The organism is Streptomyces sp. NPDC047014 (assembly GCF_040644195.1).
Classification (GTDB): Bacteria; Actinomycetota; Actinomycetes; order Streptomycetales; family Streptomycetaceae; genus Streptomyces.
This window is the reverse complement of record NZ_JBEYVX010000059.1, coordinates 1-21,425: the sequence shown is the minus strand read 5'-3', so window position 1 is coordinate 21,425 and position 21,425 is coordinate 1. Positions and strand designations below refer to the sequence as shown.

At 70.7% G+C, this 21,425-nt stretch carries 17 protein-coding genes and 2 tRNA genes; 5 read left to right on the top strand and 14 right to left on the bottom strand.

Annotated elements, in window-relative coordinates:
• Window positions 1-9: 9 nt before the first annotated feature.
• Complete coding sequence (locus ABZ873_RS25075) at window positions 10-2,631, bottom strand: valine--tRNA ligase (RefSeq protein ID WP_360875951.1); 2,622 nt, start codon at window positions 2,629-2,631, stop codon at window positions 10-12.
• Window positions 2,632-2,761: 130 nt separating this feature from the next.
• Between ABZ873_RS25075 and ABZ873_RS25070 the strand changes: the two genes are divergently transcribed.
• On the top strand, window positions 2,762-3,691 hold the full coding sequence (locus ABZ873_RS25070) for a hypothetical protein (protein WP_360875949.1): 930 nt from the start codon (window positions 2,762-2,764) through the stop codon (window positions 3,689-3,691).
• A 74-nt stretch (window positions 3,692-3,765) separates the two neighbouring features.
• Here ABZ873_RS25070 and clpX read toward each other — a convergent pair whose 3' ends face one another.
• From clpX to ABZ873_RS25045, 5 genes are all read right to left on the bottom strand, one after another.
• Window positions 3,766-5,052 (bottom strand): ATP-dependent Clp protease ATP-binding subunit ClpX, encoded by a 1,287-nt coding sequence (clpX, locus tag ABZ873_RS25065; RefSeq protein WP_030649983.1) that lies wholly within the window; start codon window positions 5,050-5,052, stop codon window positions 3,766-3,768.
• A gap of 153 nt (window positions 5,053-5,205) precedes the next feature.
• On the bottom strand, window positions 5,206-5,874 hold the full coding sequence (locus ABZ873_RS25060; protein WP_360875947.1) for an ATP-dependent Clp protease proteolytic subunit: 669 nt from the start codon (window positions 5,872-5,874) through the stop codon (window positions 5,206-5,208).
• A gap of 53 nt (window positions 5,875-5,927) precedes the next feature.
• Window positions 5,928-6,545 carry an ATP-dependent Clp protease proteolytic subunit gene (locus ABZ873_RS25055; RefSeq protein ID WP_030760907.1) on the bottom strand — a complete coding sequence of 206 codons (618 nt, stop codon included), beginning with the start codon at window positions 6,543-6,545 and terminating at the stop codon, window positions 5,928-5,930.
• 275 nt (window positions 6,546-6,820) lie between these two features.
• Window positions 6,821-8,209, bottom strand: coding sequence for a trigger factor (tig, locus tag ABZ873_RS25050; RefSeq protein ID WP_360875945.1), 1,389 nt, complete (start codon window positions 8,207-8,209; stop codon window positions 6,821-6,823).
• A gap of 165 nt (window positions 8,210-8,374) precedes the next feature.
• Window positions 8,375-8,451, bottom strand: a tRNA-Pro gene (locus ABZ873_RS25045).
• A gap of 167 nt (window positions 8,452-8,618) precedes the next feature.
• Between ABZ873_RS25045 and ABZ873_RS25040 the strand changes: the two genes are divergently transcribed.
• Window positions 8,619-8,689: transfer RNA gene (locus tag ABZ873_RS25040), tRNA-Gly, on the top strand.
• Between the two features lie 84 nt (window positions 8,690-8,773).
• Here the strand turns inward: ABZ873_RS25040 and ABZ873_RS25035 are convergent.
• The 7 genes from ABZ873_RS25035 to ABZ873_RS25005 form a co-directional block, all read right to left on the bottom strand.
• Window positions 8,774-9,241, bottom strand: a complete 468-nt coding sequence (locus ABZ873_RS25035; protein ID WP_360875977.1) for a DUF4240 domain-containing protein — start codon at window positions 9,239-9,241, stop codon at window positions 8,774-8,776.
• 80 nt (window positions 9,242-9,321) lie between these two features.
• A complete protein-coding gene (locus ABZ873_RS25030) occupies window positions 9,322-9,516 on the bottom strand; it encodes a membrane protein (protein ID WP_030008564.1) in 195 nt (64 codons plus the stop codon).
• Between the two features lie 177 nt (window positions 9,517-9,693).
• Entirely contained in the window at window positions 9,694-10,152 is a 459-nt protein-coding gene (locus ABZ873_RS25025) for an HD domain-containing protein (RefSeq protein WP_360875943.1), read from the bottom strand.
• Complete coding sequence (locus ABZ873_RS25020) at window positions 10,149-11,558, bottom strand: pyridoxal-dependent decarboxylase (protein ID WP_360875941.1); 1,410 nt, start codon at window positions 11,556-11,558, stop codon at window positions 10,149-10,151. Before ABZ873_RS25020 ends, ABZ873_RS25025 begins: the two co-directional genes overlap by 4 nt.
• 1,383 nt (window positions 11,559-12,941) lie before the next feature.
• Complete coding sequence (locus tag ABZ873_RS25015) at window positions 12,942-14,084, bottom strand: PP2C family protein-serine/threonine phosphatase (RefSeq protein ID WP_360875939.1); 1,143 nt, start codon at window positions 14,082-14,084, stop codon at window positions 12,942-12,944.
• Between the two features lie 208 nt (window positions 14,085-14,292).
• Complete coding sequence (locus ABZ873_RS25010) at window positions 14,293-15,102, bottom strand: DNA-formamidopyrimidine glycosylase family protein (RefSeq protein ID WP_360875937.1); 810 nt, start codon at window positions 15,100-15,102, stop codon at window positions 14,293-14,295.
• Between the two features lie 110 nt (window positions 15,103-15,212).
• Window positions 15,213-15,698, bottom strand: coding sequence for a ribose-5-phosphate isomerase (locus ABZ873_RS25005; RefSeq protein ID WP_360875935.1), 486 nt, complete (start codon window positions 15,696-15,698; stop codon window positions 15,213-15,215).
• 220 nt (window positions 15,699-15,918) lie between these two features.
• Between ABZ873_RS25005 and ABZ873_RS25000 the strand changes: the two genes are divergently transcribed.
• Entirely contained in the window at window positions 15,919-17,352 is a 1,434-nt protein-coding gene (locus tag ABZ873_RS25000; RefSeq protein ID WP_360875933.1) for an amino acid permease, read from the top strand.
• A 94-nt stretch (window positions 17,353-17,446) separates the two neighbouring features.
• Here ABZ873_RS25000 and ABZ873_RS24995 read toward each other — a convergent pair whose 3' ends face one another.
• Complete coding sequence (locus tag ABZ873_RS24995; protein WP_360875931.1) at window positions 17,447-18,031, bottom strand: biotin transporter BioY; 585 nt, start codon at window positions 18,029-18,031, stop codon at window positions 17,447-17,449.
• Window positions 18,032-18,316: 285 nt separating this feature from the next.
• Here ABZ873_RS24995 and ABZ873_RS24990 point away from each other — a divergent pair, with 285 nt between their 5' ends.
• Both ABZ873_RS24990 and ABZ873_RS24985 read left to right on the top strand, forming a co-directional pair.
• A complete protein-coding gene (locus tag ABZ873_RS24990; protein ID WP_360875929.1) occupies window positions 18,317-19,714 on the top strand; it encodes an amino acid permease in 1,398 nt (465 codons plus the stop codon).
• A gap of 187 nt (window positions 19,715-19,901) precedes the next feature.
• The gene (locus ABZ873_RS24985) at window positions 19,902-21,305 is read left to right on the top strand and encodes an amino acid permease (RefSeq protein ID WP_360875927.1); all 1,404 of its coding nucleotides are present in this window, start codon (window positions 19,902-19,904) and stop codon (window positions 21,303-21,305) included.
• Window positions 21,306-21,425: the final 120 nt, after the last annotated feature.

The window sequence follows — 21,425 nt, the reverse complement described above, 5'->3', positions numbered from 1 at the left end:
AGGTGACGGCTACGCGGCGGGCAGCGTCTCCAGCTGGGCCTGGATCCGGGCGATGTCCGCCTCGGCCTTGGCCAGCCGGCCCTTGATCTTGTCCACGACGTTGTCGGGGGCCTTCGCGAGGAACGCCTCGTTCCCGAGCTTCGCCTCGGCCTGCGCCTTCTCCTTCTCGGCGGCGCCGAGGTCCTTGGTCAGGCGCTTGCGCTCGGCCTCGACGTCGATGGTGCCCGACAGGTCCAGGGCCACCGTGGCACCGGCGACCGGCAGGGTGGCGGAGGCGCTGAACCCCTCGCCCTCCGGCTGCAGGCGCAGCACCTGGCGGATGGCCGCCTCGTGCGCGGCCAGCCCCGTGGCGGACAGGTCCAGACGGGCCGGGACCTTCTGCTTGTCGTCGAGCCCCTGCTCCTTGCGGAAGCGGCGGACCTCGCGGACCAGGTTCTGGACGCTGCCGATCTCGGCCTCGGCGGCCTCGTCGCGGAAGCCGCTGTCCTTCGGCCAGTCCGCGATCACCAGGGACTCGCCGCCGGTCAGCGTGGTCCACAAGGTCTCGGTGACGAAGGGGACCACCGGGTGCAGCAGACGCAGCATGACGTCGATGACCTCACCGAGGACCCGGCTGGAGACCTCGGCCTGCTCGCCGCCCGCGAAGAAGGTCGTCTTCGACAGCTCGACGTACCAGTCGAAGACCTCGTCCCACGCGAAGTGGTACAGCGCCTCGCTGAGCTTGGAGAACTGGAAGTCCTCGTAGTAGCCGTCGACCTGCGCGACCGTCTTGTTCAGCCGGGACAGGATCCAGCGGTCGGCCGCCGACAGCCGCTCGGGGGCCGGCAGCTCGCCCTCGATCGTGGCGCCGTTCATCAGCGCGAAGCGCGTGGCGTTCCAGATCTTGTTGGCGAACTTGCTGGACGCCTGGACCCAGTCCTCGCCGATCGGGACGTCGGTGCCGGGGTTGGCGCCCTTGGCCAGGGTGAAGCGGACGGCGTCGGAGCCGTACTTGTCCATCCAGTCCAGCGGGTCGACCACGTTGCCGAAGGACTTCGACATCTTCTTGCCGCGCTCGTCGCGGACCAGGCCGGTCAGCGCGATGGTCTTGAAGGGGACCTCGCCGTCCATGGCGTACAGGCCGAACATCATCATCCGGGCGACCCAGAAGAAGATGATGTCGTGGCCGGTGACCAGGACGTCGGTGGGGTAGAACTTCGCCAGGTCCGGGGTCTTCTCCGGCCAGCCGAGCGTGGAGAACGGCCACAGGCCGGAGGAGAACCAGGTGTCCAGGACGTCCGTGTCCTGGGTCCAGCCCTCGCCGGTGGGCGCCTCGTCGTCCGGGCCGAGGCAGACGACCTCGCCGTCCGGGCCGTACCAGACCGGGATGCGGTGGCCCCACCACAGCTGGCGCGAGATGCACCAGTCGTTGAGGTTGTCGACCCAGTCGAAGTAGCGCTTCTCCATCTCCTGCGGGTGGATCGCGACCCGGCCGTCGCGGACCGCGTCACCGGCGGCCTTGGCCAGGGTCTCGACCTTGACCCACCACTGGAGGGACAGCCGCGGCTCGACGGTGGTGCTGCACCGCGAGCAGTGGCCGACGGAGTGCAGGTACGGGCGCTTCTCCGCGACGATGCGGCCCTGCTCGCGCAGGGCGCCGACGACCGCGCTGCGGGCCTCGTAGCGGTCCAGGCCGAGGAAGGGGCCGTGGACGGTGATGACACCGTGCTCGTCCATGATCGTCATATTGGGCAGGCCGTGGCGCTGTCCGATGGCGAAGTCGTTGGGATCGTGGGCCGGGGTCACCTTGACGCAGCCGGTGCCGAACTCCGGGTCGACGTGGGTGTCCGCGACGACGGGGATCGAACGGTCGGTCAGCGGCAGCCTGATGAGCTTGCCGACGAGGTGCCGGTAGCGCTCGTCGTCCGGGTGGACGGCGATGGCGGTGTCACCGAGCATCGTCTCGGCGCGGGTGGTGGCGACGACGAGGGTGTCCTCGCCCTCCCCGTACCGGATGGAGACGAGCTCGCCCGCGTCCTCCTGGTACTCGACCTCGATGTCGGAGATGGCCGTGAGGCAGCGGGGGCACCAGTTGATGATGCGCTCGGCGCGGTAGATCAGGCCGTCGTCGTAGAGCTTCTTGAAGATGGTCTGGACGGCCTTGGACAGGCCCTCGTCCATGGTGAAGCGCTCACGGGACCAGTCGACGCCGTCGCCGAGCCGGCGCATCTGGCCGAGGATCTTGCCGCCGTACTCCTCCTTCCACTGCCAGACGCGCTCGACGAACTCCTCGCGGCCCAGGTCGTGGCGGGACTTGCCCTCCTCGGCGAGCTGCTGCTCGACCTTGTTCTGGGTGGCGATGCCGGCGTGGTCCATGCCGGGCAGCCACAGGGCCTCGTAGCCCTGCATGCGCTTGCGGCGGGTGAGGGCGTCCATCAGCGTGTGCTGGAAGGCGTGGCCCAGGTGGAGGGAACCGGTGACGTTCGGCGGCGGGATGACGATCGTGTACGGGGGCTTCTCGCTCGCCGGGTCGGCCGTGAAGTACCCACGCTCCACCCAGCGCTCGTAGAGCTTCCCCTCTACCTCGGCCGGCGCGTAGGCGGTCGGCAGTTCGGAGTCGGGGCTGCTGGGTGTCTGCGTGTTCTCGGTCACGGGCCACAGTTTAAGGCGGTAACAGTCCAGTCATGAAACCGGTAATCCAGGGGCCCGGCGCACTGCCCGGCGCCGCCTTCCGCGAGGATGTCAGGGTCGTATAAAGAGCTACCTCATAGGGGGACACGGGATGAGCCACAACCAGCCGGGGCCGTACGGGCAGCCGCAGCAGCCTGGACCGTACGGTCAGCAGCCCCCGCCGCCGGGCCCGTACGGCCAGCCCGCGCAGCCCGGCCCGTACGGCCAGCCCGGCCCTCCCCCGCCGCCCCCGGGCTACGGCTACCCCCAGCAGCCGGGCGTCCCCCCGCAGGGCTACCCCCAGCAGCCCCCGACCCCGGCCTACGGCTACCCGCAGCAGCCCCCGTACGGCACCCAGCCCCCGAAGAAGTCCAAGGCAGGCGTGATCATCGCCGCGGCGGTGGCGGTAGCCCTCATAGCGGGCGGCGGCTGGTACTTCCTGGCCGGCGGGGGCGGCGGCAGCATCTCCACGGACACCAAGGGCTACAAGCTGGTCGCCCCGGAGTCCGTCGACGACTTCAAGAAGGACCCGAAGTACCAGGACAAGGCCCTCAGCGACAAGGACAAGCAGGAGGCCGAGGCGGCGGGCATCAAGAACCCGACCAAGGTGGGCATGAACTACCTGTCGGGCGACCCCAAGAACCCGCTGTCGACCAAGTCCCTCAACTTCTCCGGCGTGTACGGCGAACTCGCCGACCCGGAGAAGACGGTGGACGGCTACTTCGCCATGGCCCAGCTGGAGAACAGCAAGGACGGCAAGTCCCAGGTGGAGCTGCTCGGCTCGCCCAAGGCGATGTCCCCGGCGGGCTTCGAGGGCGCCGTCATGAAGTGCCAGGACCTCAAGTTCACCGCGAAGGACCCGAACACGAAGGGTCCCAAGGAAGCCACGCTCCCCATCTGCATCTGGGGTGACTACAGCACCCTGGCCATGGTGAGCGCCACGGACGTGGCCTCGGTCCTCGCCGGCAAGCCGGGCTACACCCAGGAACAGGCCGCGGAACTCGCCGCGAAGCTCTACAAGACGGCCCGCGTGAAGAAGTAACGGCCCGTCGGGCACGCGAAAGGGGCGCCCCCCGTCGGGGGCGCCCCTTCTGCGTGGGCTCGACTGCCTTGCGGCTACGCCGACTTCTCGTGCGGGCCCTGGTCCTTCGGGACGATGCGGGGGACCAGGGTCGGGTTGACGTTGGAGCGGACCACGTCCGCCGTGATGACGACCCGGGCCACGTCCTTGCGGGACGGGACCTCATACATCACCGACATCAGGACCTCCTCCATGATGGCGCGCAGACCACGCGCACCCGTCTGGCGGAGGATCGCCTGGTCCGCGATGGCTTCCAGCGCCTCACGCTCGAAGTCCAGCTCGACGCCGTCGAGTTCGAACAGCCGCTGGTACTGCTTCACCAGCGCGTTGCGCGGCTCGATCAGGATCTGGAGCAGGGCCTCGCGGTCCAGGTTGTGCACCGAGGTCAGCACGGGCAGTCGGCCGATGAACTCGGGGATCATCCCGAACTTCACCAGGTCCTCCGGCATGACCTCCTGGAACTGGTCGCTCGCCTCGATCTCCCGCTTCGAGCGGATCGTCGCCCCGAAGCCGATGCCCTTCGCCCCCGCACGCGACTCGATGATCTTCTCCAGGCCGGCGAAGGCGCCGCCCACGATGAAGAGCACGTTCGTCGTGTCGATCTGGATGAACTCCTGGTGCGGGTGCTTGCGGCCGCCCTGCGGCGGGACCGAGGCGGTCGTGCCCTCAAGGATCTTGAGCAGGGCCTGCTGGACGCCCTCACCGCTCACGTCACGCGTGATCGACGGGTTTTCGCTCTTCCGGGCGACCTTGTCGATCTCGTCGATGTAGATGATCCCGGTCTCGGCCTTCTTGACGTCGTAGTCCGCGGCCTGGATCAGCTTGAGCAGGATGTTCTCGACGTCCTCGCCGACATACCCCGCCTCCGTCAGCGCCGTCGCGTCGGCGATGGCGAACGGGACGTTCAGCATGCGGGCCAGCGTCTGCGCCAGCAGGGTCTTGCCGGAGCCCGTCGGGCCCAGCAGCAGGATGTTGGACTTCGCGAGCTCGATCGCGTCCTCGCGGCCCTGCGCCCCGCCGTTCTCGCCGGCCTGGACCCGCTTGTAGTGGTTGTAGACCGCTACCGAGAGCGCCTTCTTCGCCGGCTCCTGGCCGACGACGTAGCTCTCCAGGAACTCGTAGATCTCACGGGGCTTGGGAAGTTCTTCCCAACGGACCTCGGAGGTCTCCGCCAGTTCCTCTTCGATGATCTCGTTGCAGAGGTCGATGCACTCGTCGCAGATGTACACACCGGGTCCTGCGATGAGCTTCTTCACCTGCTTCTGGCTCTTTCCGCAGAACGAGCACTTGAGCAGATCGCCGCCGTCACCGATGCGTGCCACGAGGTGCTTCCCCTTCGCCTGGGAGACGCCTGGTTCAGCGCTCCTGGTGCCTCATATCCGACGGTACCTTGCCGGGGGCCCCGTGCGGGGCCCCCTTGACGTGGTTCACACCGCCGAATCCGGTGGTGCGCCCGCGCCAACTGGCGGCAAGGATCAGAGCTTGTTGCTCTTGCGGGTGGAGATGATCTGGTCGACCAGCCCGTACGCGAGGGCGTCCTCGGCCGTCAGGATCTTGTCGCGCTCGATGTCGTCGCGGATCTTCTCGATCGGCGTCGTCGAGTGCTTGGCCAGCATGGTCTCCAGCTGGTCGCGCATGCGCAGGATCTCGTTGGCCGCGATCTCCAGGTCCGAGAGCTGCTCACGGCCGGTGCCGCCGGACGGCTGGTGGATCAGCACGCGGGCGTTCGGCAGGGCCATGCGCTTGCCCGGCGTACCGGCGGCGAGCAGGACCGCGGCGGCGGAGGCCGCCTGGCCCATGCAGACCGTCTGGATGTCGGGCTTCACGAACTGCATCGTGTCGTAGATCGCCGTCAGCGCCGTGAAGGAGCCGCCGGGGCTGTTGATGTAGATCGAGATGTCGCGGTCCGGGTCCATCGACTCCAGGCACAGCAGCTGCGCCATGACGTCGTTGGCGGAGGCGTCGTCGATCTGCACGCCGAGGAAGATCACGCGCTCCTCGAACAGCTTCGCGTACGGGTCGTACTCACGCACGCCCTGCGAGGTGCGCTCGACGAAGCGCGGGATGACGTAGCGGTTGTCCACCTGCGGGCCGGAGTAGAGGCCGCTCGCGGAGAAGTTGTTCTGCATCTGGGTGTTCACCATCCTGGTGGCGTTCTGCGGGCTGTCGGCTGCGGGGCTGCTGCGAGGGGCCGGGATCAGGCCCCGGTGCCGCCGCCGCCCGGAACGTTGGACGCGGCCGAGATGATCTCGTCGATGAGGCCGTACTCCTTGGCCTCCTCGGAGGTGAACCAGCGGTCGCGGTCACCGTCGCGGATGATCGCCTCGACGGTCTGGCCCGAGTGGAACGCGGTGATCTCGGCCATCCGCTGCTTGGTGCGCAGCAGGTACTGGGCCTGGATCTTGATGTCCGACGCGGTGCCGCCGATGCCGGCGGAGCCCTGGTGCATCAGGATGTCGGTGTTCGGCAGGGCGAAGCGCTTGCCCTTGGCGCCGCCGGTGAGCAGGAACTGGCCCATCGAGGCCGCCATGCCCATACCGATGGTCACGACGTCGTTGGGGATGTACTGCATGGTGTCGTAGACGGCCATGCCGGCCGTCACGGAGCCACCGGGGCTGTTGATGTAGAGGTAGATGTCCTTCTCCGGCTCGGCGGCCAGGAGGAGGAGCTGCGCGGTGATCTTGTTCGCGATCTCGTCGTCGACCTGCTGGCCGAGGAAGATGATCCGCTCGCCGAGCAGCCGGTTGTAGACATGGTCGCCGAGGCCGCCACCGATGGACGGCTCACCCGCGGCGTAAGGCTTCAGATTCGTCACGTATCCACCTGCTCGTCTCCGACGGCCATGTGCCGTCTCAGCGTCTCGTTCTGGGGCACGGTCGAGCCGGTGCGGACCGGTCCGCCGGCACCCGGGTACTCACGTGCCCTCGTATTCATGGACCCTAACGCGCAGGTCGGACAACGCCATCCCGCTTCCCGAACTGTTCGCTCGGAGCGCAAGCTACCGGGACCTTTCCGGCACTGTGCCGAAGGGCCCGGACGCGGCTGCGTCCGGGCCCTTCGGGTCATGCTCGGCGGGCTCGGCCCGGGGTGTTACTTGGCCTCGTCGGCCGCGTCCTCGTCGGCGCCTTCCACGGCGGCCTCGACGGTCTCGGCGGCCTGCTCCTCGTCCTCGTCGGAGAGGTCCACGAGCTCACCGTTGGTGTCGGTGACCTTGGCGGCCTCGACGACGACCGCGAGGGCCTTGCCGCGGGCGACCTCGCCGACCAGCATCGGGACCTGGCCGCCCTCGACGACCGCCTGGGCGAACTGGTCGGGGGACATGCCGGAGGAGGCGGCACGGCGCATGAGGTGCTCGGTGAGCTCCTCCTGGTTCACGCCCAGCTTCTCCTTGTTGACCAGGGCGTCCAGGACGAACTGGGTCTTGATGCCCTTGACCGCCTGCTCCTTGGTCTCGGCGTCGAACTCCTCGACCGTCTTGCCCTGGAACTCCAGGTACTTCGCAAGGTCCAGGCCCATCTGGCCGAGCTGGTGGTGCTCCAGGTTGTGCTTGCGGGTGTTGACCTCGTCCTCGAGCAGCTTCTCGGGGATCGGCACCTCGACGAGCTCCAGCAGCTTCTCCAGGACGCGCTCCTGGGCCTGCGTGGCCTGGTCGTACTGCTTCATGTTCTCGAGGCGCTTGCGGCTGTCGTCCTTGAGGGCCTCAAGGGTGTCGAACTCGCTCGCCATCTGCGCGAACTCGTCGTCCAGCTCCGGCAGCTCGCGGGCGGAGACCTTGGAGACCTTGACGGTGACCTCGGCGTCCTTGCCCTCGGCGGAGCCGCCCTTCAGCTGCGAGGTGAAGGTGGCCTCGCCGCCGGCCTCCAGGCCGGTGACGGCCTCGTCGATGCCGTCGAGGAGCTCGCCCGAGCCGATGGTGTAGGAGACGTCGGAGGCGACGCCGTCGGGCAGCACCTCGCCGTCGACCTTGGCCTCCAGGTCGAGGGTGACGACGTCACCCTCGGCGGCGGCGCGCTCGACGTCCTTGGTGGACGCGAAGCGGGCGCGCAGCTGCTCGACCGACTTCTCGATGTCCTCGTCGGAGACCTCGATGGCGTCGACCTCGACCTCGATGCCGGAGTAGTCCGGGATCTCGATCTCGGGACGCACGTCGACCTCGGCGGTGAAGGCCAGCAGCTCGCCGTCCTTCAGCTCGGTGATGTCGACCTCGGGCTGGCCCAGCGGGTTCAGGTCGGCCTCGTTGACGGCCTCGGTGTAGAACTTCGGGAGGGCGTCGTTGACGGCCTCCTCCAGCACCGCACCGCGGCCGAAGCGCTGGTCGATGACGCGGGCAGGGATCTTGCCCTTGCGGAAGCCCTTCACCGTGACCTGCTGGTTGATCTTCTTGTACGCCGCGTCGAGGCTGTCCTTGAGCTCCTCGAAGGGCACCTCAACAGTGAGCCGAACCCGGGTCGGGTTCAGGGTCTCAACGGCGCTCTTCACGGTTCGGTCTCCTTGTGGCTGACTGCTGGGGGATCTGCCGTCTCGCTGGAATCAGCGGCCCGGCGGACTTCGGCCCGGTACATCAGACACACGGGCACGCAGCTTGCATAGTAGCCGCAAGCGGCAATCAGCCCACAACGCGATCTTGTCGCGCGTTCTTGCCGTTGGTCGGGGTGGCCGGATTCGAACCGACGACCTTCCGCTCCCAAAGCGGACGCGCTACCAAGCTGCGCCACACCCCGTCGGTGCGACACGTAGGGTACATGCCCGGGGACCCTCTGATGCGCGCCCTTTTCCCACCCGCTCCGGACACGGGCCGCGGCGACCGCGCAACGGGGTGTGCACTCCCCCGCCCCGACCCGCTAGGATGCTGTCCGTGCCGCGGTCCGGACGATGCGGCGCGCGCGTTGCGGGCGTAGCTCAATGGTAGAGCCCTAGTCTTCCAAACTAGCTACGCGGGTTCGATTCCCGTCGCCCGCTCTCATCGGCTCAGGGCCAGGCCGGAGGACACTCCCTCCACCTGGCCCTGACGCGTTCCCGGGGCCGGCCGACCGCTGGATCGCCTCAGCTCCGCAGGTGCGGCCAGCCGTCCCGGTTGGAGAAGGTTTCGAAGGAGTACCGGGTCTCGCGGCTCCACCGCTCGCCAGTGGCCAGCTCGTACGCCTGGTCCGGTACGTAGAGAAGCCACTCGCCGTCGTACTTCGTCGAGGTGTACGGGGCGAATGCGTCGGCGTCGAAGAAGACGCTCTCCCAGACGGTCCGGCCTGCCGCGACGACCGCGCAGCGGGCGTAGAGGAATTGGTCGGCGGACTGAGGGAAGGGGCTGCCGTCCCGGTCGGTCAGGTCGGTGACCGGGAGCGTGCCGAATTTCTCCTGGTCCAGCCTGTAAAGGGCCTCGGCGTGGCGTTCCGCGAAGCCGATGATGTCGCGGACGGGGCGTCGTCCCAGCTCCTGGGCGAGGCGTTGGCAGCCCGCCTGGGTCGCCTCGCCGTTCAACGTGTCCGTCAGCGCCCAGAAGTCGGCCCATGTCATGTTCACGGACGCAGGGTCTCAGGGCGGTCTGACATCCGGGCCGGGGGCGTGAGGGCCGAGCGTGGGAGCCCGGCGGGGGGTCAGAGTTTGATGTTGGCGATCATGGTGGCCAGGGAGTTGAGGAAACGGTTCACGTCGTCCGCGATGGAGCTGGACGCCAGGAAGAAGCCGAAGAGGGCCGCGACGATGGCGGGGCCCGTTTTGATGTGGTTGCCGCGGATCAGCACCACCAGGATGACCGCCAACAGAACCACCACTGACAGCGAAATGGCCACAACTGATCACACCTTCGGTCGTCCCCTGGTCGGCCGGGGGGCGCACGGCCGGGCACACCCCCACACGGTCCATCCTCCCACCAACCGGGCCCGCCCATACGCCCCGTGACGGATAGGCATGGTTCCGTTTGTGCCAAGGGCGGGCGTGAACGGCATATTTCGGGCTTGCGGGGCGGCTCAGGGGGCGGTGAGGCCCAGGAGCGTACGGACGTAGGCGTACTTCGCGGTCAGGCGTTCGCGGGTGGGGGCGTCCAGGTCGGCGAGGCGTACGGGGTCGGTGTTGTGCGCGAGGTCGGACTCCTTGATGAGGAGGGCGCCCGGGGTGGCGAGGATCCGGGCCGTGTACTCCTCCAGGGGCTCGCCCGGGCGCTTCGTCACCGCGAGGACCATGTCCTTCACGGACTGCGGGAGGGCGGCGGAGTCCAGCCAGGCGTGGCTGAGCGCGTCGTCCTCGACGGCGTCGTGCAGCCAGGCCGCCGCCTGCTGGTCGGCGGTGCCGCCGCGCGCGCGGACGCCCTCGGCCACGGCCGCGAGGTGCTCGGCGTACGGGCGGCCGGACTTGTCGGTCTGGCCCTCGTGCGCCGCGCGCGCCAGGGCCTCGACCTCCAGGAGGGTCAGGGGGGTGCTGCTCGTCATGCGGTCTCCCTCGCTGCCGTGCGCAGGGCCTCGGCGGCCCGGCGTACATCTGCCTGCGTCGTACGCCAGTTGGAGAACGCCGCGCGCAGGCCCGCGGTTCCCCCGTAGACGGTCGGAGTGACGAAGACCTCGGGGGCCGCGGCCTCGCGCAGGGCGGTCAGGCGGGCCGGGTCGGGGTCGCCGGCGAGGGTGAAGCAGACGACGTTGAGGCGGACGGGCGCGAGGAGGGTGAAGGCCGGGTCGGCCTCCAGGGCGGCGCCGAGGGCGTGGGCGCATGCGATGTTGCGTTCGACGATCTCGCGGTGGCCGCGGCGGCCGTAGGCGCTGAGGGTGAACCAGGCGGCGAGGGCGCGCAGGCGGTGGGAGTTCTCGGGGGTCAGGTGGACGAGGTCGGGGTGGCCGGGGCCGTCGCCGAGGGGGCCGAGGTAGGCGGCGGAGTTCTGGAAGACGCGGGCCTGGAGGTCGCGGCGGCGGGTGAACTGGACGGCGCTGTCGTAGGGGACGTTGAGCCATTTGTGGAGGTCGACGCAGACGGAGTCGGAGGCGTCGAGGCCGGCCGTGAGGTGGGCGTACGGAGGGGAGAGCGCGGCGAAGGCGCCGAACGCGGCGTCCGTGTGCAGCCAGAAGTCGTGGCGGGGGCGGAGGGCGGCGATGGCGGGGAGGTCGTCGAAGTCGACGGTGTTGACGGTGCCGGCGTTGGCGACGACCACGGCGGGGCCGGGGGTGTCGGCGAGGGCGCGGTCGAGGGCGGCGGGGTCGACGGCCTCGCGGCCGGGCAGGGTCGGGACGGTGACCAGGCTCGCGCGGCCCAGGCCGAGCATGGAGAGGGCCTTGCCGATGGAGGAGTGCGGGGCGCCGGAGAGGACACGGACCGGGCCGAGGGCGGCGGCCCCCTGCTCGGCCGGGGAGACGCCGAGGCGCTCGCCGAGCCATTCGCGGGCGATGGCGAGGCCGGTGGTGTTGGACATGGTGGCGCCGCTGACGAAGGTGCCGGTGTGGGCGGCGGAGAGGCCGAAGAGGTCGCGGAGCCAGGTGACGGTCTCGCGTTCGAGGTCCTGGCCGGCGCCGTCCAGGGCGGAGTTGGAGTTCTGGTCGTGGGCGGCGGTGAGCCAGTCGCCGGCGAGGGCGGCGGGGGTGGCTCCGCCGGTGACGAAGCCGAGGTAGCGGGGGCCGGCGGAGGCGGAGAACCGCGGCTCCCACCGCTCGCGGAACCCGGCGAGGGCCGCGGCGGCGCCGGGGGCGTGCTCGGGGAGGGGGGCGGGGGTGGGGGGTGTTCCGGCGGGCGGTACGACGGCCGGTACGACGGGGCGCTCGGGCAGCGCGGCAAGCGCTTCGCCGGCGGCGCGGTGGACTGCGTCGAGCAGCGCGGGAAGCCGGGCGAGGTCAGCGGCGAGGGCGGGGTCCATGGAGGCACGGTAGGACGACGGCGGGGGTTCGGGGACGGGCCAATGGGGCCCGGGTGGCCTGCGGTGACCGCGGGGCGCGGCGGGGTACGGGGGCCGTCCCGGCCGCTGCGGGGCGGCCCTCCGCTTGCGGGGGTGAGCCGGGGGCTCCGGCATGGCGGGCGGTACGGCTGCCCCGGGGCGGGGGTCCGCGTGGCCGCTGGGGGGCAGTACGGCCGCTCGGCAGCCGGGGGGGGAACCGAGAGCTCCTGCTTCGCGGGCGGTACGGGGCTGCCCCGGGGCCGGGTCCGCGTGGCCGCTGGGGGGCAGTACGGCCGCTCGGCGGCAGGGGGGAACCGAGAGCTCCCGCTTCGCGGGCGGTAACGGCCGTTCCTGAGGTGTCGGGTTCGTGGCCGCCAGGGGCCGCTGCGGGGCACGGGCGGTACGGCCGCCACGCGGAAGGGGGCCCACCGGGAGCTCCCGGTGGGCCGGCGGTACAGATGTCACGGGGCCAGGATCCGTGGCCGCATGGGGGCCGCTGGGGGACGGGCGTAGATACGGCCGCTGCGGGGGCAGGGGGCGGGACCTCCCCTCTTGGCGGGGAGGTACGGCTGCCCAGGGAGCCGGAGTCGTGGCCTGCGTGGCGATACGCCTGCTCGCAGGTGGAGACGTAGCCGCCGGGCGGGGGCGGTCCCGGGCGGGCACGTCCCCGGCCGTGGGCCGGGACCCGTGCCGGGCGCTCGCCCGCACCGCCCCACGGACGAGGCGCGGAGCGCGGGCGGGCGCGTGGGCCCTACCGACGTCGCGGGCGCGGCAGGTTCCGCACGGGTGCGCAGTGGGGCCGAGCCGGGCAGCGAGCGCCCCTACGTACGCGCTCGGAGCGAACCCAGGGCCGCTGGAGCCGTGCTGCGGCCTAGTGGGGGTGGGGCATAGGGCCTGGCGTCGCAGCGGCGGGCCGCGCCGGGACGCAGGTACGGCGGGCGTCAGGCTCGGGTGCACGCACCGCAGGGCTGACGGCGCGTCTCCGCGAGCCCTGCGGGCCGCGCGCTTGGGGCCGCTGAGCCGGCTTCGCCAGGCCGTGCGGACCGCAGGCCGCACCGCAGGTGCGGCCTGGCCGCGCTGGCAGGGGTCGCAGGGCGCAATCCGGAAGGCCCTGTGGATCGCACAGCGGGCTCGGGCCGCCTCGTGGGCCCCGCCCGAAGCCGGGATCAGGCCAGCAGGGCCGTCACGGGGCAGCATCGGGAGGTGCGGGGCCTCAGCCCGGAGGGAGCGGGGGACAGCACCGGGAGGTGCGGGTTCGGCCCCTCGGAGAGACCCGCTGGTCAGCGCCGGCAGGTGCGGGGGCTCGGCCGGGCAGAGGGAGCGGGGGGGGGGACAGCAGCGGCGGGTGTCCGTAACTCGTGGCCCTCAGAGGGAGCGGCGGATCAGCAAGAGGGCCCTGTCGTCGTTGACGTCCTTCGCGACCTTTTCGATCAGGTGCCACGTCGCGCCCTCCCAGCCCGACGCCACGTAGCGGTCCGCCTCGCCCGTCAGGCGGTCCATGCCCTCGCTCAGGTCGCGGTCCGAGGTTTCCACCAGGCCGTCCGTGAAGAGCATCAGGACGTCGCCCGGGCGGAGGTTGCCGCGGGTCGGGGTGAAATCCGCGCCGTCGTAGACGCCGAGCAGGGGACCCTCGCCGGACTTCTCCTGCCAGCGGCCCGTGCCCGCCGAGAGCTGGAGGGCCGGGAGGTGGCCCGCCGAGAGGAGTTCGTAGTCGCCCGTCTCCAGGTCCAGGACGAGGTGGATCGAGGTGGCGAAGCCCTCGTCCCAGTCCTGGCGGAGCAGGTAGCCGTTCGCGGCGGGCAGGAAGCCGTGCGGGGGCAGGGCGCCCAGCAGGCCGCCGAAGGCGCCGGACAGGAGCAGGGCGCGGGAGCCGGCCTCCATGCCCTTGCCGGAGACGTCCGTCAGGACGATCTCCAGGGTCCGCCCGCCGTTGGTGCGGGCCGCGACGACGAAGTCGCCGGAGAAGGACTGGCCGCCCGCCGGGCGCAGGGCCATCTCGCGGTGCCAGCCGCGCGGCAGGGCGGGCAGCTTGCTCTGTACGCGGATCCGCTCGCGGAGGTCGAAGAGCATCGTGCCGCCGCGCCGCCAGGGGACGCCGACGCGGCTGCGGAACTGCGCGATGACCAGCCCGAAGAATCCGCAGGCGGCGACCACCAGGACCGTGCCCGGGGTGACGCGCGCCGGGCCCTCCGTATAGGGGCCGAGGACCAGCGCCTCGACGATCAGCGCGCTCGCGGAGGCCGCGTACAGCGCGAGAAGGCTGGCGGGGCGCAGCAGGAGGCCGCCCGCCACGATCGGCAGGACGAGCGCGGCCGGTGAGAACCAGACGGGCAGCAGGAGTGTGCCGCACGCTATGGCGGGCACGGTGAGCAGGAGTCCGGCGAAGGCGAGCCAGTCGGAGGCGTCGCCGCGGAAGTAGTCGACGGCGGATTTGCGCAGGGAGGTGCGGGCCCGGTGCGACAGCATGCGCATCCGGGCCGTAAGGGTCTCCACACGTGCTCCGGCCATTGCTTCGGGACCTTATCGATCCTGGCTGTGAATGCGCAGGGGTACCCCCGGACCGGAAGCCGGAGGGCGTCCGAAAACCCACCCGGTGGTATGGAATGCCCTGGTAGGGATGGGCGCATGGCGCTGGAGATGCGCCCCTTGGCGGGCGATGGGCGGGATGCCCCCTAACGACCCCCGCCGTGCCCCGGGCCCCGTCCCGGTCCCCGCCTCAGACCCCCTGGCAGCCCGGGCACCAGAAGAGGTTGCGCGCCGCCAGGTCCGCCGTGCGGATCTCGGTGGCGCAGATGTGGCAGGCCATGTTCGCCCTCCGGTACACGTACACCTCCCCGCCGTGGTCGTCCACGCGCGGCGGACGCCCCATCGCCTCCGGGAGGTGCTCCTCGCGCACGGTGTCGATGCGGTTGTTGCGCACGCCCTCGCGCATCAGGAGGACCAGGTCCGCCCACATCGCGTCCCATTCCGGCCGCCGCAGGTCCTTGCCCAGCCGGTACGGGTCGATGCCGTGCCGGAAGAGCACCTCGGCGCGGTAGACGTTGCCGACGCCCGCGACCACCTTCTGGTCCATGAGCAGCGCGGCGACCGTGGTGCGGGAGCGGGAGATACGGGCCCACGCGCGGCCGGGGTCGTCGCCGGGCCGCAGCGGGTCCGGGCCGAGCCGGTCGTGTATCGCCTTCTTCTCGCCCTCGCCGATCAGCGCGCAGGCCGTCGGGCCGCGCAGGTCGGCGTAGTGGTCCGCGTTCAGCAGGCGCAGCCGGACCGTGTCCGTGGCGGGCGGGGCGGGGGCCGGGCCGAAGCCGAGCTTGCCGAAGAGGCCGAGGTGGATGTGGATCCACTCGTCCCCCGCGAATCCGAGGAAGAGGTGCTTGCCGTGGGCCTCGGCGCCGTCCAGGGTCCGTCCGTCGAGCAGGGCCGCGCTCTCGGCGAAGCGCCCCTGCGGGCTGCTGACGGCCACCGGCCGCCCGGCGAACCTCTCGCGGTGGTCCTGGGCGAGGCGGTGGATCGTATGCCCCTCGGGCACGGCGGACTCCTCGGAGGAACGACGGGAGTGGTACGTGAAGAACGGGAGTGGTACGTGACATGGGACGGCCGCGCCACCCCCGGCGGGGAGCGGCACGGCCGGAGGCGGGATCAGCCCTGCGGGTGGTGGGCCGGGATCGGGGGGAGCTCGCCGGTGCGCTCGTAGGCGGAGAGCATGTCGATACGGCGGGTGTGGCGCTCCTCGTCGGAATACGGGGTCGCCAGGAACGCCTCGATGAAGCTGACGGCCTCGTCCTGCGTGTGCATGCGGCCGCCGACGGAGATGACGTTGGCGTTGTTGTGCTCACGGCCGAGCTGGGCGGTCTGGACGCTCCAGGCCAGGATGGCGCGGACGCCCTTGACCTTGTTCGCGGCGATCTGCTCGCCGTTGCCGGAGCCGCCGATCACGATGCCGAGGCTGCCCTCGTCGGCGGCGGTCCGCTCCGCGGCGCGGAGGCAGAAGGGCGGGTAGTCGTCCACGGCGTCGTAGATGTGGGGGCCACAGTCGACGGGCTCGTGGCCGTTGTTCTTGAGCCAGTCCACGAGGTGGTTCTTGAGCTCAAAGCCGGCATGGTCGGATCCGAGGTACACGCGCATGCGTCGAGTGTGGCACGAGAGGCCCCGCCGGCCCGCAGCGGGTGTCGCGTAAGTCACTTCTAAAGCTCAAGTAAACCCAAAGAACGCAGATGGGACACGGGAAGGGCCTCGGTCCTGGACGTTCGTCCGAAGGCAACGATACGGATTGAGGTCTTCCGTCCTGCGTTCATCTCAGGTTTGAATGCCGGGGCTCGCAACCCGAGAACCTAAGGATCCGTCCATGAGCTCCACGACGACCCTCCAGAAGGAAGGCGACCCCACCGGTAACCCCGGTGCCGGTCTGCCTTCCGACGGTCTGAAGGCCGGTCTCAAGAACCGCCACCTGTCCATGATCGCCATTGGCGGCGTCATCGGCGCCGGTCTCTTCGTCGGCTCCGGTGGCGGCATCGCCAAGGCCGGTCCCGCCATCCTGATCTCCTACGCCCTCGTCGGCGCCATGGTGGTCTTCGTGATGCGGATGCTCGGCGAGATGGCGGCCGCCAGCCCGAACTCGGGCTCCTTCTCCGCCTACGCCGACCGCGCGCTCGGCCGCTGGGCCGGCTTCTCCATCGGCTGGCTCTACTGGTTCTTCTGGGTCGTCGTGCTGGCCGTGGAGGCCACCGCCGGTGCCGCCATCCTGGAGAACTGGATCCCGGCCGTCCCGCAGTGGGCCTGGGCGCTGATCGTGATGGCGGTCCTGACCATCACGAACCTCGGCTCGGTCGCCTCCTACGGTGAGTTCGAGTTCTGGTTCGCGGGCATCAAGGTCGTCGCCATCGGCGCCTTCGTGATCATCGGCCTGCTGGCCGTCTTCGGTGTGCTGCCGGGCTCCGACAACCCGGGCGCGGGCTTCGCGCACCTCACCGACGCCGGCGGCTTCTTCCCCAACGGGTACGGCGCCGTCCTCACCGGTGTGCTGATGGTCGTCTTCTCCTTCATGGGCAGCGAGATCGTCACCCTCGCCGCCGGCGAGTCGGAGAACCCCCGCAAGGCCGTCACCCAGGCCACCAACTCCGTCATCTGGCGGATCGGCGTCTTCTACCTCGGCTCGATCTTCGTCGTGCTGACGCTGCTCCCCTGGAACGACAAGTCGATCACCGAGAAGGGCTCGTACGTCGCCGCCCTCGACTCGATCGGCATCGCGCACGCCGGCACGATCATGGAGGTCATCGTCCTGACCGCCGTGCTCTCCTGCCTGAACTCGGGCCTCTACACCGCCTCCCGCATGGCCTTCTCGCTCGGTGAGCGCGGCGACGCGCCCAAGGCGTTCGCCAAGGTCAACAAGAGGGGTGTGCCGGTCGCCGCGATCCTCGGCTCCACGGTCTTCGGCTTCGTCGCCGTCTACTTCAACTACGCCTTCAAGGACACGGTCTTCAACTTCCTGCTGAACTCCTCGGGTGCCATCGCGCTCTTCGTCTGGCTGGTCATCTGCTTCACCCAGCTGCGGATGCGCGGGATCCTGGTCCGCGAGGCCCCGGAGAAGCTGACCGTGAAGATGTGGCTGTTCCCGTGGCTCACCTGGGCCACCGCCGCCCTGATCATGTTCGTGATCGGCTACATGTTCGTGGACGACGCCAACCGCGAGGTGGTCACCCTCTCCACGCTGGTCGCCGGCCTCGTCGTGGTCGTCGGCCTGGTGCTGGACTTCCGCCGCAAGAAGGCCCTGCAGGGCTGATCGCACGGGTACGGACGCCGGAGCCCGGCCCGCCCCTCGGGGGCGGGCCGGGCTCCGGCGCTTTCGCGGGCTCCGATCGGCCGCGGCGGTGCGTTCAGCCGCGGCGGCCGAGGAGCTTCCAGGCGGCCGGCAGGGCGCCCATGGCCAGCGCGGCCTTGAGGGCGTCGCCGATCAGGAAGGGCACCACACCCGCCGTCAGGGCAGCGCCGAGGGACATCCCGGTGGCGGCCATCAGGTACGGGACGCCCACCGCGTAGATCACGGCAGAACCCAGCGCCATCAGCGCCGCGGTCCGCGGCACGGAGCGGTCGCCGCCGCGCCGCGCGAGGGCGCCGAGCAGGGTCGCGGCGAGCAGCATGCCGAGCACGTACCCGAAGGAGGCGCCGCCCGCGCCGGAGGTCCCGCCCGCGAACCACGGCATCCCGGCCGCGCCCGCGAGGGTGTACAGCGCCAGGGCCAGGAAGCCACGGCGGGCGCCGAAGGCCGTACCGACGAGCAGCGCGGCGAAGGTCTGGCCGGTCACGGGCACCGGGGAGCCGGGCACGGGGACCGATATCTGCGCGGCCAGGCCGGTGAGCGCGGCGCCGCCGACGACGAGCGCGATGTCGCGGGCCCGGCTCGCGGGCAGCAGGTCGGCGAGGACGGCGCCGGGCCGGAAGGTGACGGAGGCAGTGCTCATCGGGAGGCTCCACGGGTCGGGGTGGTGGGAACGATCACCGACGCTAGTGCGCGGCGGCCCGCGGCCCCACCGTCACCAGGGACAAAGCCCCGCTCACCGCCTTGGTGGGGATTTCACAAAGCCTGCCCTCAGCACCCGGGCCGGCGTGATCCTCGTCACGAGGAACATCAGACATCACGTCCGTTTTGCACGGACGACCGCCGCTCAGTGAGACTGTTGGATCCCGCCAATCCTGATGCGGAGCCCCCACCACCGCTGGGCCGAACGAGAGTACGAGCACCCTTCATGCGTGAGCGTCCGGAAGAAGCACCCTCCCCCACGGGCGACCTGCCCGCGGAACCCCTCAGCCACAGCCTCAAGCAGCGCCACCTGACCATGCTGGGCCTCGGCGGCGTGATCGGCGCCGGCCTCTTCGTCGGCTCCGGCGCCGGCATCGGCATCGCCGGCCCCGCGATCATCTGCTCCTACCTGCTGGCCGGCGTCCTCGCGATGCTGGTGATGCGCGCGCTCGGCGAGATGTCGGCCGCGATGCCCGCCTCCGGCTCCTTCTCCGTGTACGCGGAGAAGGCACTGGGGCGCTGGGCCGGCTTCTCGGCGGGCTGGCTGTACTGGTTCCTGCTGGTCGTGGTGCTGGCCGTGGAGGCCACCGGCGCGGCGAAGATCGCCAACGGCTGGGTGCCCGCGGTGGACCAGTGGGTCTGGGTGCTGCTGTTCATGGTGGTCTTCACCGTGAGCAACCTGGCCGCCGTGAAGAACTTCGGCGAGTTCGAGTTCTGGTTCGCCGCCCTCAAGGTGGGCGCGATCGTCCTCTTCCTGGTGCTGGGCACCCTCGCGATCTTCGGCCTGCTCCCCGACACCGACCCGGTGGGCCTGGCCAACCTCACCGGCCAGGGCGGCTTCTTCCCGGCCGGCATCGGCGGGGTGGTCGCGGGCATGCTCGCCGTCATCTTCGCCTTCGGCGGCCTGGAGGTCGTCACCATCGCCGCCGCCGAGTCCGACGACCCGGCCCGCTCCGTCTCCCGCGCGGTACGCAGCGCGGTGTGGCGCATCCTCTTCTTCTACGTCGGCTCGATGCTGGTCATCGTCACCCTGCTGCCGTGGGACTCGCTGGAGCCGGGGCAGAGCCCGTACGTCGCCGTCCTCGACTCCATCGGCATCCCGGGGGCCGGCCAGATCATGAACATCGTGGTGTTCGTGGCCCTGCTGTCGGCGCTGAACGCGAACCTCTACGGCTCCTCGCGCATGATCTTCTCGCTGGCGGAACGGGAGGAGGCCCCGAAGGCCCTGCTCAAGGTCTCCGGCGGCGGGGTGCCGCGCCGGGCGGTGTTCGCCTCGGTGGCCTTCGGCTTCGTCTCGGTGGTGCTCAACCTGCTGTGGCCGGACACGATCTTCCTCTACATGCTCAACGCGGTCGGCGCGGTGCTGCTGTTCGTCTGGGCGCTGATCGCGGTCTCGGAGCTGAGACTGCGGCGCCGGCTGGAGCGGGAGATGCCCGAGCGGCTGGTGCTGCCGATGTGGCTGTTCCCGTACGCGACGTGGGCGGCGCTCGCCGGGATGGCGGCGGTGCTGGTGCTGATGCTGTTCGACGACGCGGCGCGGCCGCAGCTGCTGTGGTCCACGGGGGCGGCCCTGCTGGTCCTCGCGGTGGCGGGGATCCGCGAACTGCGGGCCCGCCGGGCCTGATCCCCGACGGCAGAGAGGGCCCTCGTGCTGCGGCACGGGGGCCCTCGGCCTTTCCCGCCACGTGCGGCCGCGATCACGATCCGTGAAGCGGGTGTCCGGATATCGGACGCGAAACGTCCGCCGATCGGACGCTGGGCAGTATGGGGCCTTGCTCCCACCCCGCACCGACCGGACAGGCGCACACCCCATGAGTCACAGCAGTACCCTCGCCCCGCCCGAGCCGCCCGCGACCGGGGGCGGATCCCCGCTCGGCAACGGCTTGAAGCAGCGGCACCTCTCGATGATCGCCCTCGGCGGCGTCATCGGCGCCGGACTCTTCGTCGGCTCCGGCGCCGGCATCGCCGCCGCGGGCCCCTCGATCGTGCTGGCCTACGCCGCCTCCGGCCTGCTGGTCATGTTCGTGATGCGGATGCTCGGCGAGATGTCCGCCGCCAACCCCGCCTCCGGCTCCTTCTCGGTCCACGCCGAGCGGGCGATCGGCCCCTGGGCCGGGTTCACCGCCGGCTGGATGTTCTGGACCCTGCTCTGCGTGGGCGTGGCCATCGAGGCCATCGGCGCGGCGCACATCATGACGAGCTGGTTCCCGGGCACTCCCTCCTGGATGTGGGTGCTCGTCTTCATGGCGCTGTTCTGCGGCTCGAACCTGGCCGCCGTCTCGAACTTCGGCGAGTTCGAGTTCTGGTTCGCCGCGCTCAAAATCGGCGCCATCACGCTCTTCCTGGGCCTCGGCGTCCTGGCCGTCCTCGGCCTGCTGCCCGGCACCTCCGCCCCCGGTGCGGCCAACCTGCTGCACGACGGCGGCTTCCTGCCGAACGGGGTGGACGGCCTGCTCGTCGGGCTGCTGGCCTCGGTGGTGGCGTACGGCGGTCTGGAGACGGTCACCATCGCGGCGGCCGAGTCGGAGGACCCGGTCAAGGGCGTGGCGCGGGCCGTGCGCACCACCATGTGGCGGATCGCGATCGTCTACGTCGGCTCGATGCTGGTCATCGTCACCCTGCTGCCGTGGAACGACCCGGCGGTCGCGGAGACCGGCCCCTACGCCGCCACCCTGGACCACCTGGGCATCCCGGCCGCCGGACAGATCATGAACGTGGTCATCCTGATCGCCCTGCTCTCCGCGATGAACGCCAATATCTACGGCTCCTCGCGCATGGCCTACTCCCTCGTCTCCCGCGGCCAGGGCCCGAAGGCACTCGGCAAGGTCACCGGCCGCGTGCCGCGCCGCGCGGTGCTCGCCTCCTCCGGCTTCGGTTTCGTCACCGTGCTGCTCTCGTACTGGTACCCGGACACCCTGTTCGCCTGGCTGCTGAACATGGTCGGCGGGGTCATCCTCGTCGTCTGGGGCTTCATCGCCGTCTCGCAGTTCGTGCTGCGCCGCCGGCTGGAGCGCGAGGACCCCTCGAAGCTGGTCGTCCGGATGTGGGGCTTCCCGTACCTGACGTGGCTGGCGCTGGCCGGGGTCGCCGGGGTGCTGGTGCTGATGGCGCTCGGCGAGGACACCCGGGTGCAGGTGATCTTCACGGGCGGGCTCACCGTCGCCCTCGCGGTGACCGGATACGTACTCCAGCGCCGGGCCGCCGCCGCCCGCTGACGCCCCCTCCGCCCCAGGTCGGCCCCGGGGGGGCCGGCGGGGCGGAGCGACAAACACCCACTTAGGCCCAGAACCGAACAGGGGGCGGGCGGGCAAGAGGGGGGTGGTGCGGGGGGGGGT

What these genes read in the sequence shown, in the direction of transcription:
- ABZ873_RS25025 (WP_360875943.1), bottom strand. Translation starts at nt 10,152, where the DNA reads ATGACGAGCAGCACCCCCCTGACCCTCCTGGAGGTCGAGGCCCTGGCG.
- ABZ873_RS25035 (WP_360875977.1), bottom strand. Translation starts at nt 9,241, where the DNA reads ATGACATGGGCCGACTTCTGGGCGCTGACGGACACGTTGAACGGCGAG.
- ABZ873_RS24990 (WP_360875929.1), top strand. Translation starts at nt 18,317, where the DNA reads ATGCGTGAGCGTCCGGAAGAAGCACCCTCCCCCACGGGCGACCTGCCC.
- ABZ873_RS25020 (WP_360875941.1), bottom strand. Translation starts at nt 11,558, where the DNA reads ATGGACCCCGCCCTCGCCGCTGACCTCGCCCGGCTTCCCGCGCTGCTC.
- ABZ873_RS24995 (WP_360875931.1), bottom strand. Translation starts at nt 18,031, where the DNA reads ATGAGCACTGCCTCCGTCACCTTCCGGCCCGGCGCCGTCCTCGCCGAC.
- ABZ873_RS25060 (WP_360875947.1), bottom strand. Translation starts at nt 5,874, where the DNA reads ATGGTGAACACCCAGATGCAGAACAACTTCTCCGCGAGCGGCCTCTAC.
- ABZ873_RS25005 (WP_360875935.1), bottom strand. Translation starts at nt 15,698, where the DNA reads ATGCGCGTGTACCTCGGATCCGACCATGCCGGCTTTGAGCTCAAGAAC.
- ABZ873_RS25000 (WP_360875933.1), top strand. Translation starts at nt 15,919, where the DNA reads ATGAGCTCCACGACGACCCTCCAGAAGGAAGGCGACCCCACCGGTAAC.
- ABZ873_RS25015 (WP_360875939.1), bottom strand. Translation starts at nt 14,084, where the DNA reads ATGGCCGGAGCACGTGTGGAGACCCTTACGGCCCGGATGCGCATGCTG.
- ABZ873_RS24985 (WP_360875927.1), top strand. Translation starts at nt 19,902, where the DNA reads ATGAGTCACAGCAGTACCCTCGCCCCGCCCGAGCCGCCCGCGACCGGG.
- ABZ873_RS25070 (WP_360875949.1), top strand. Translation starts at nt 2,762, where the DNA reads ATGAGCCACAACCAGCCGGGGCCGTACGGGCAGCCGCAGCAGCCTGGA.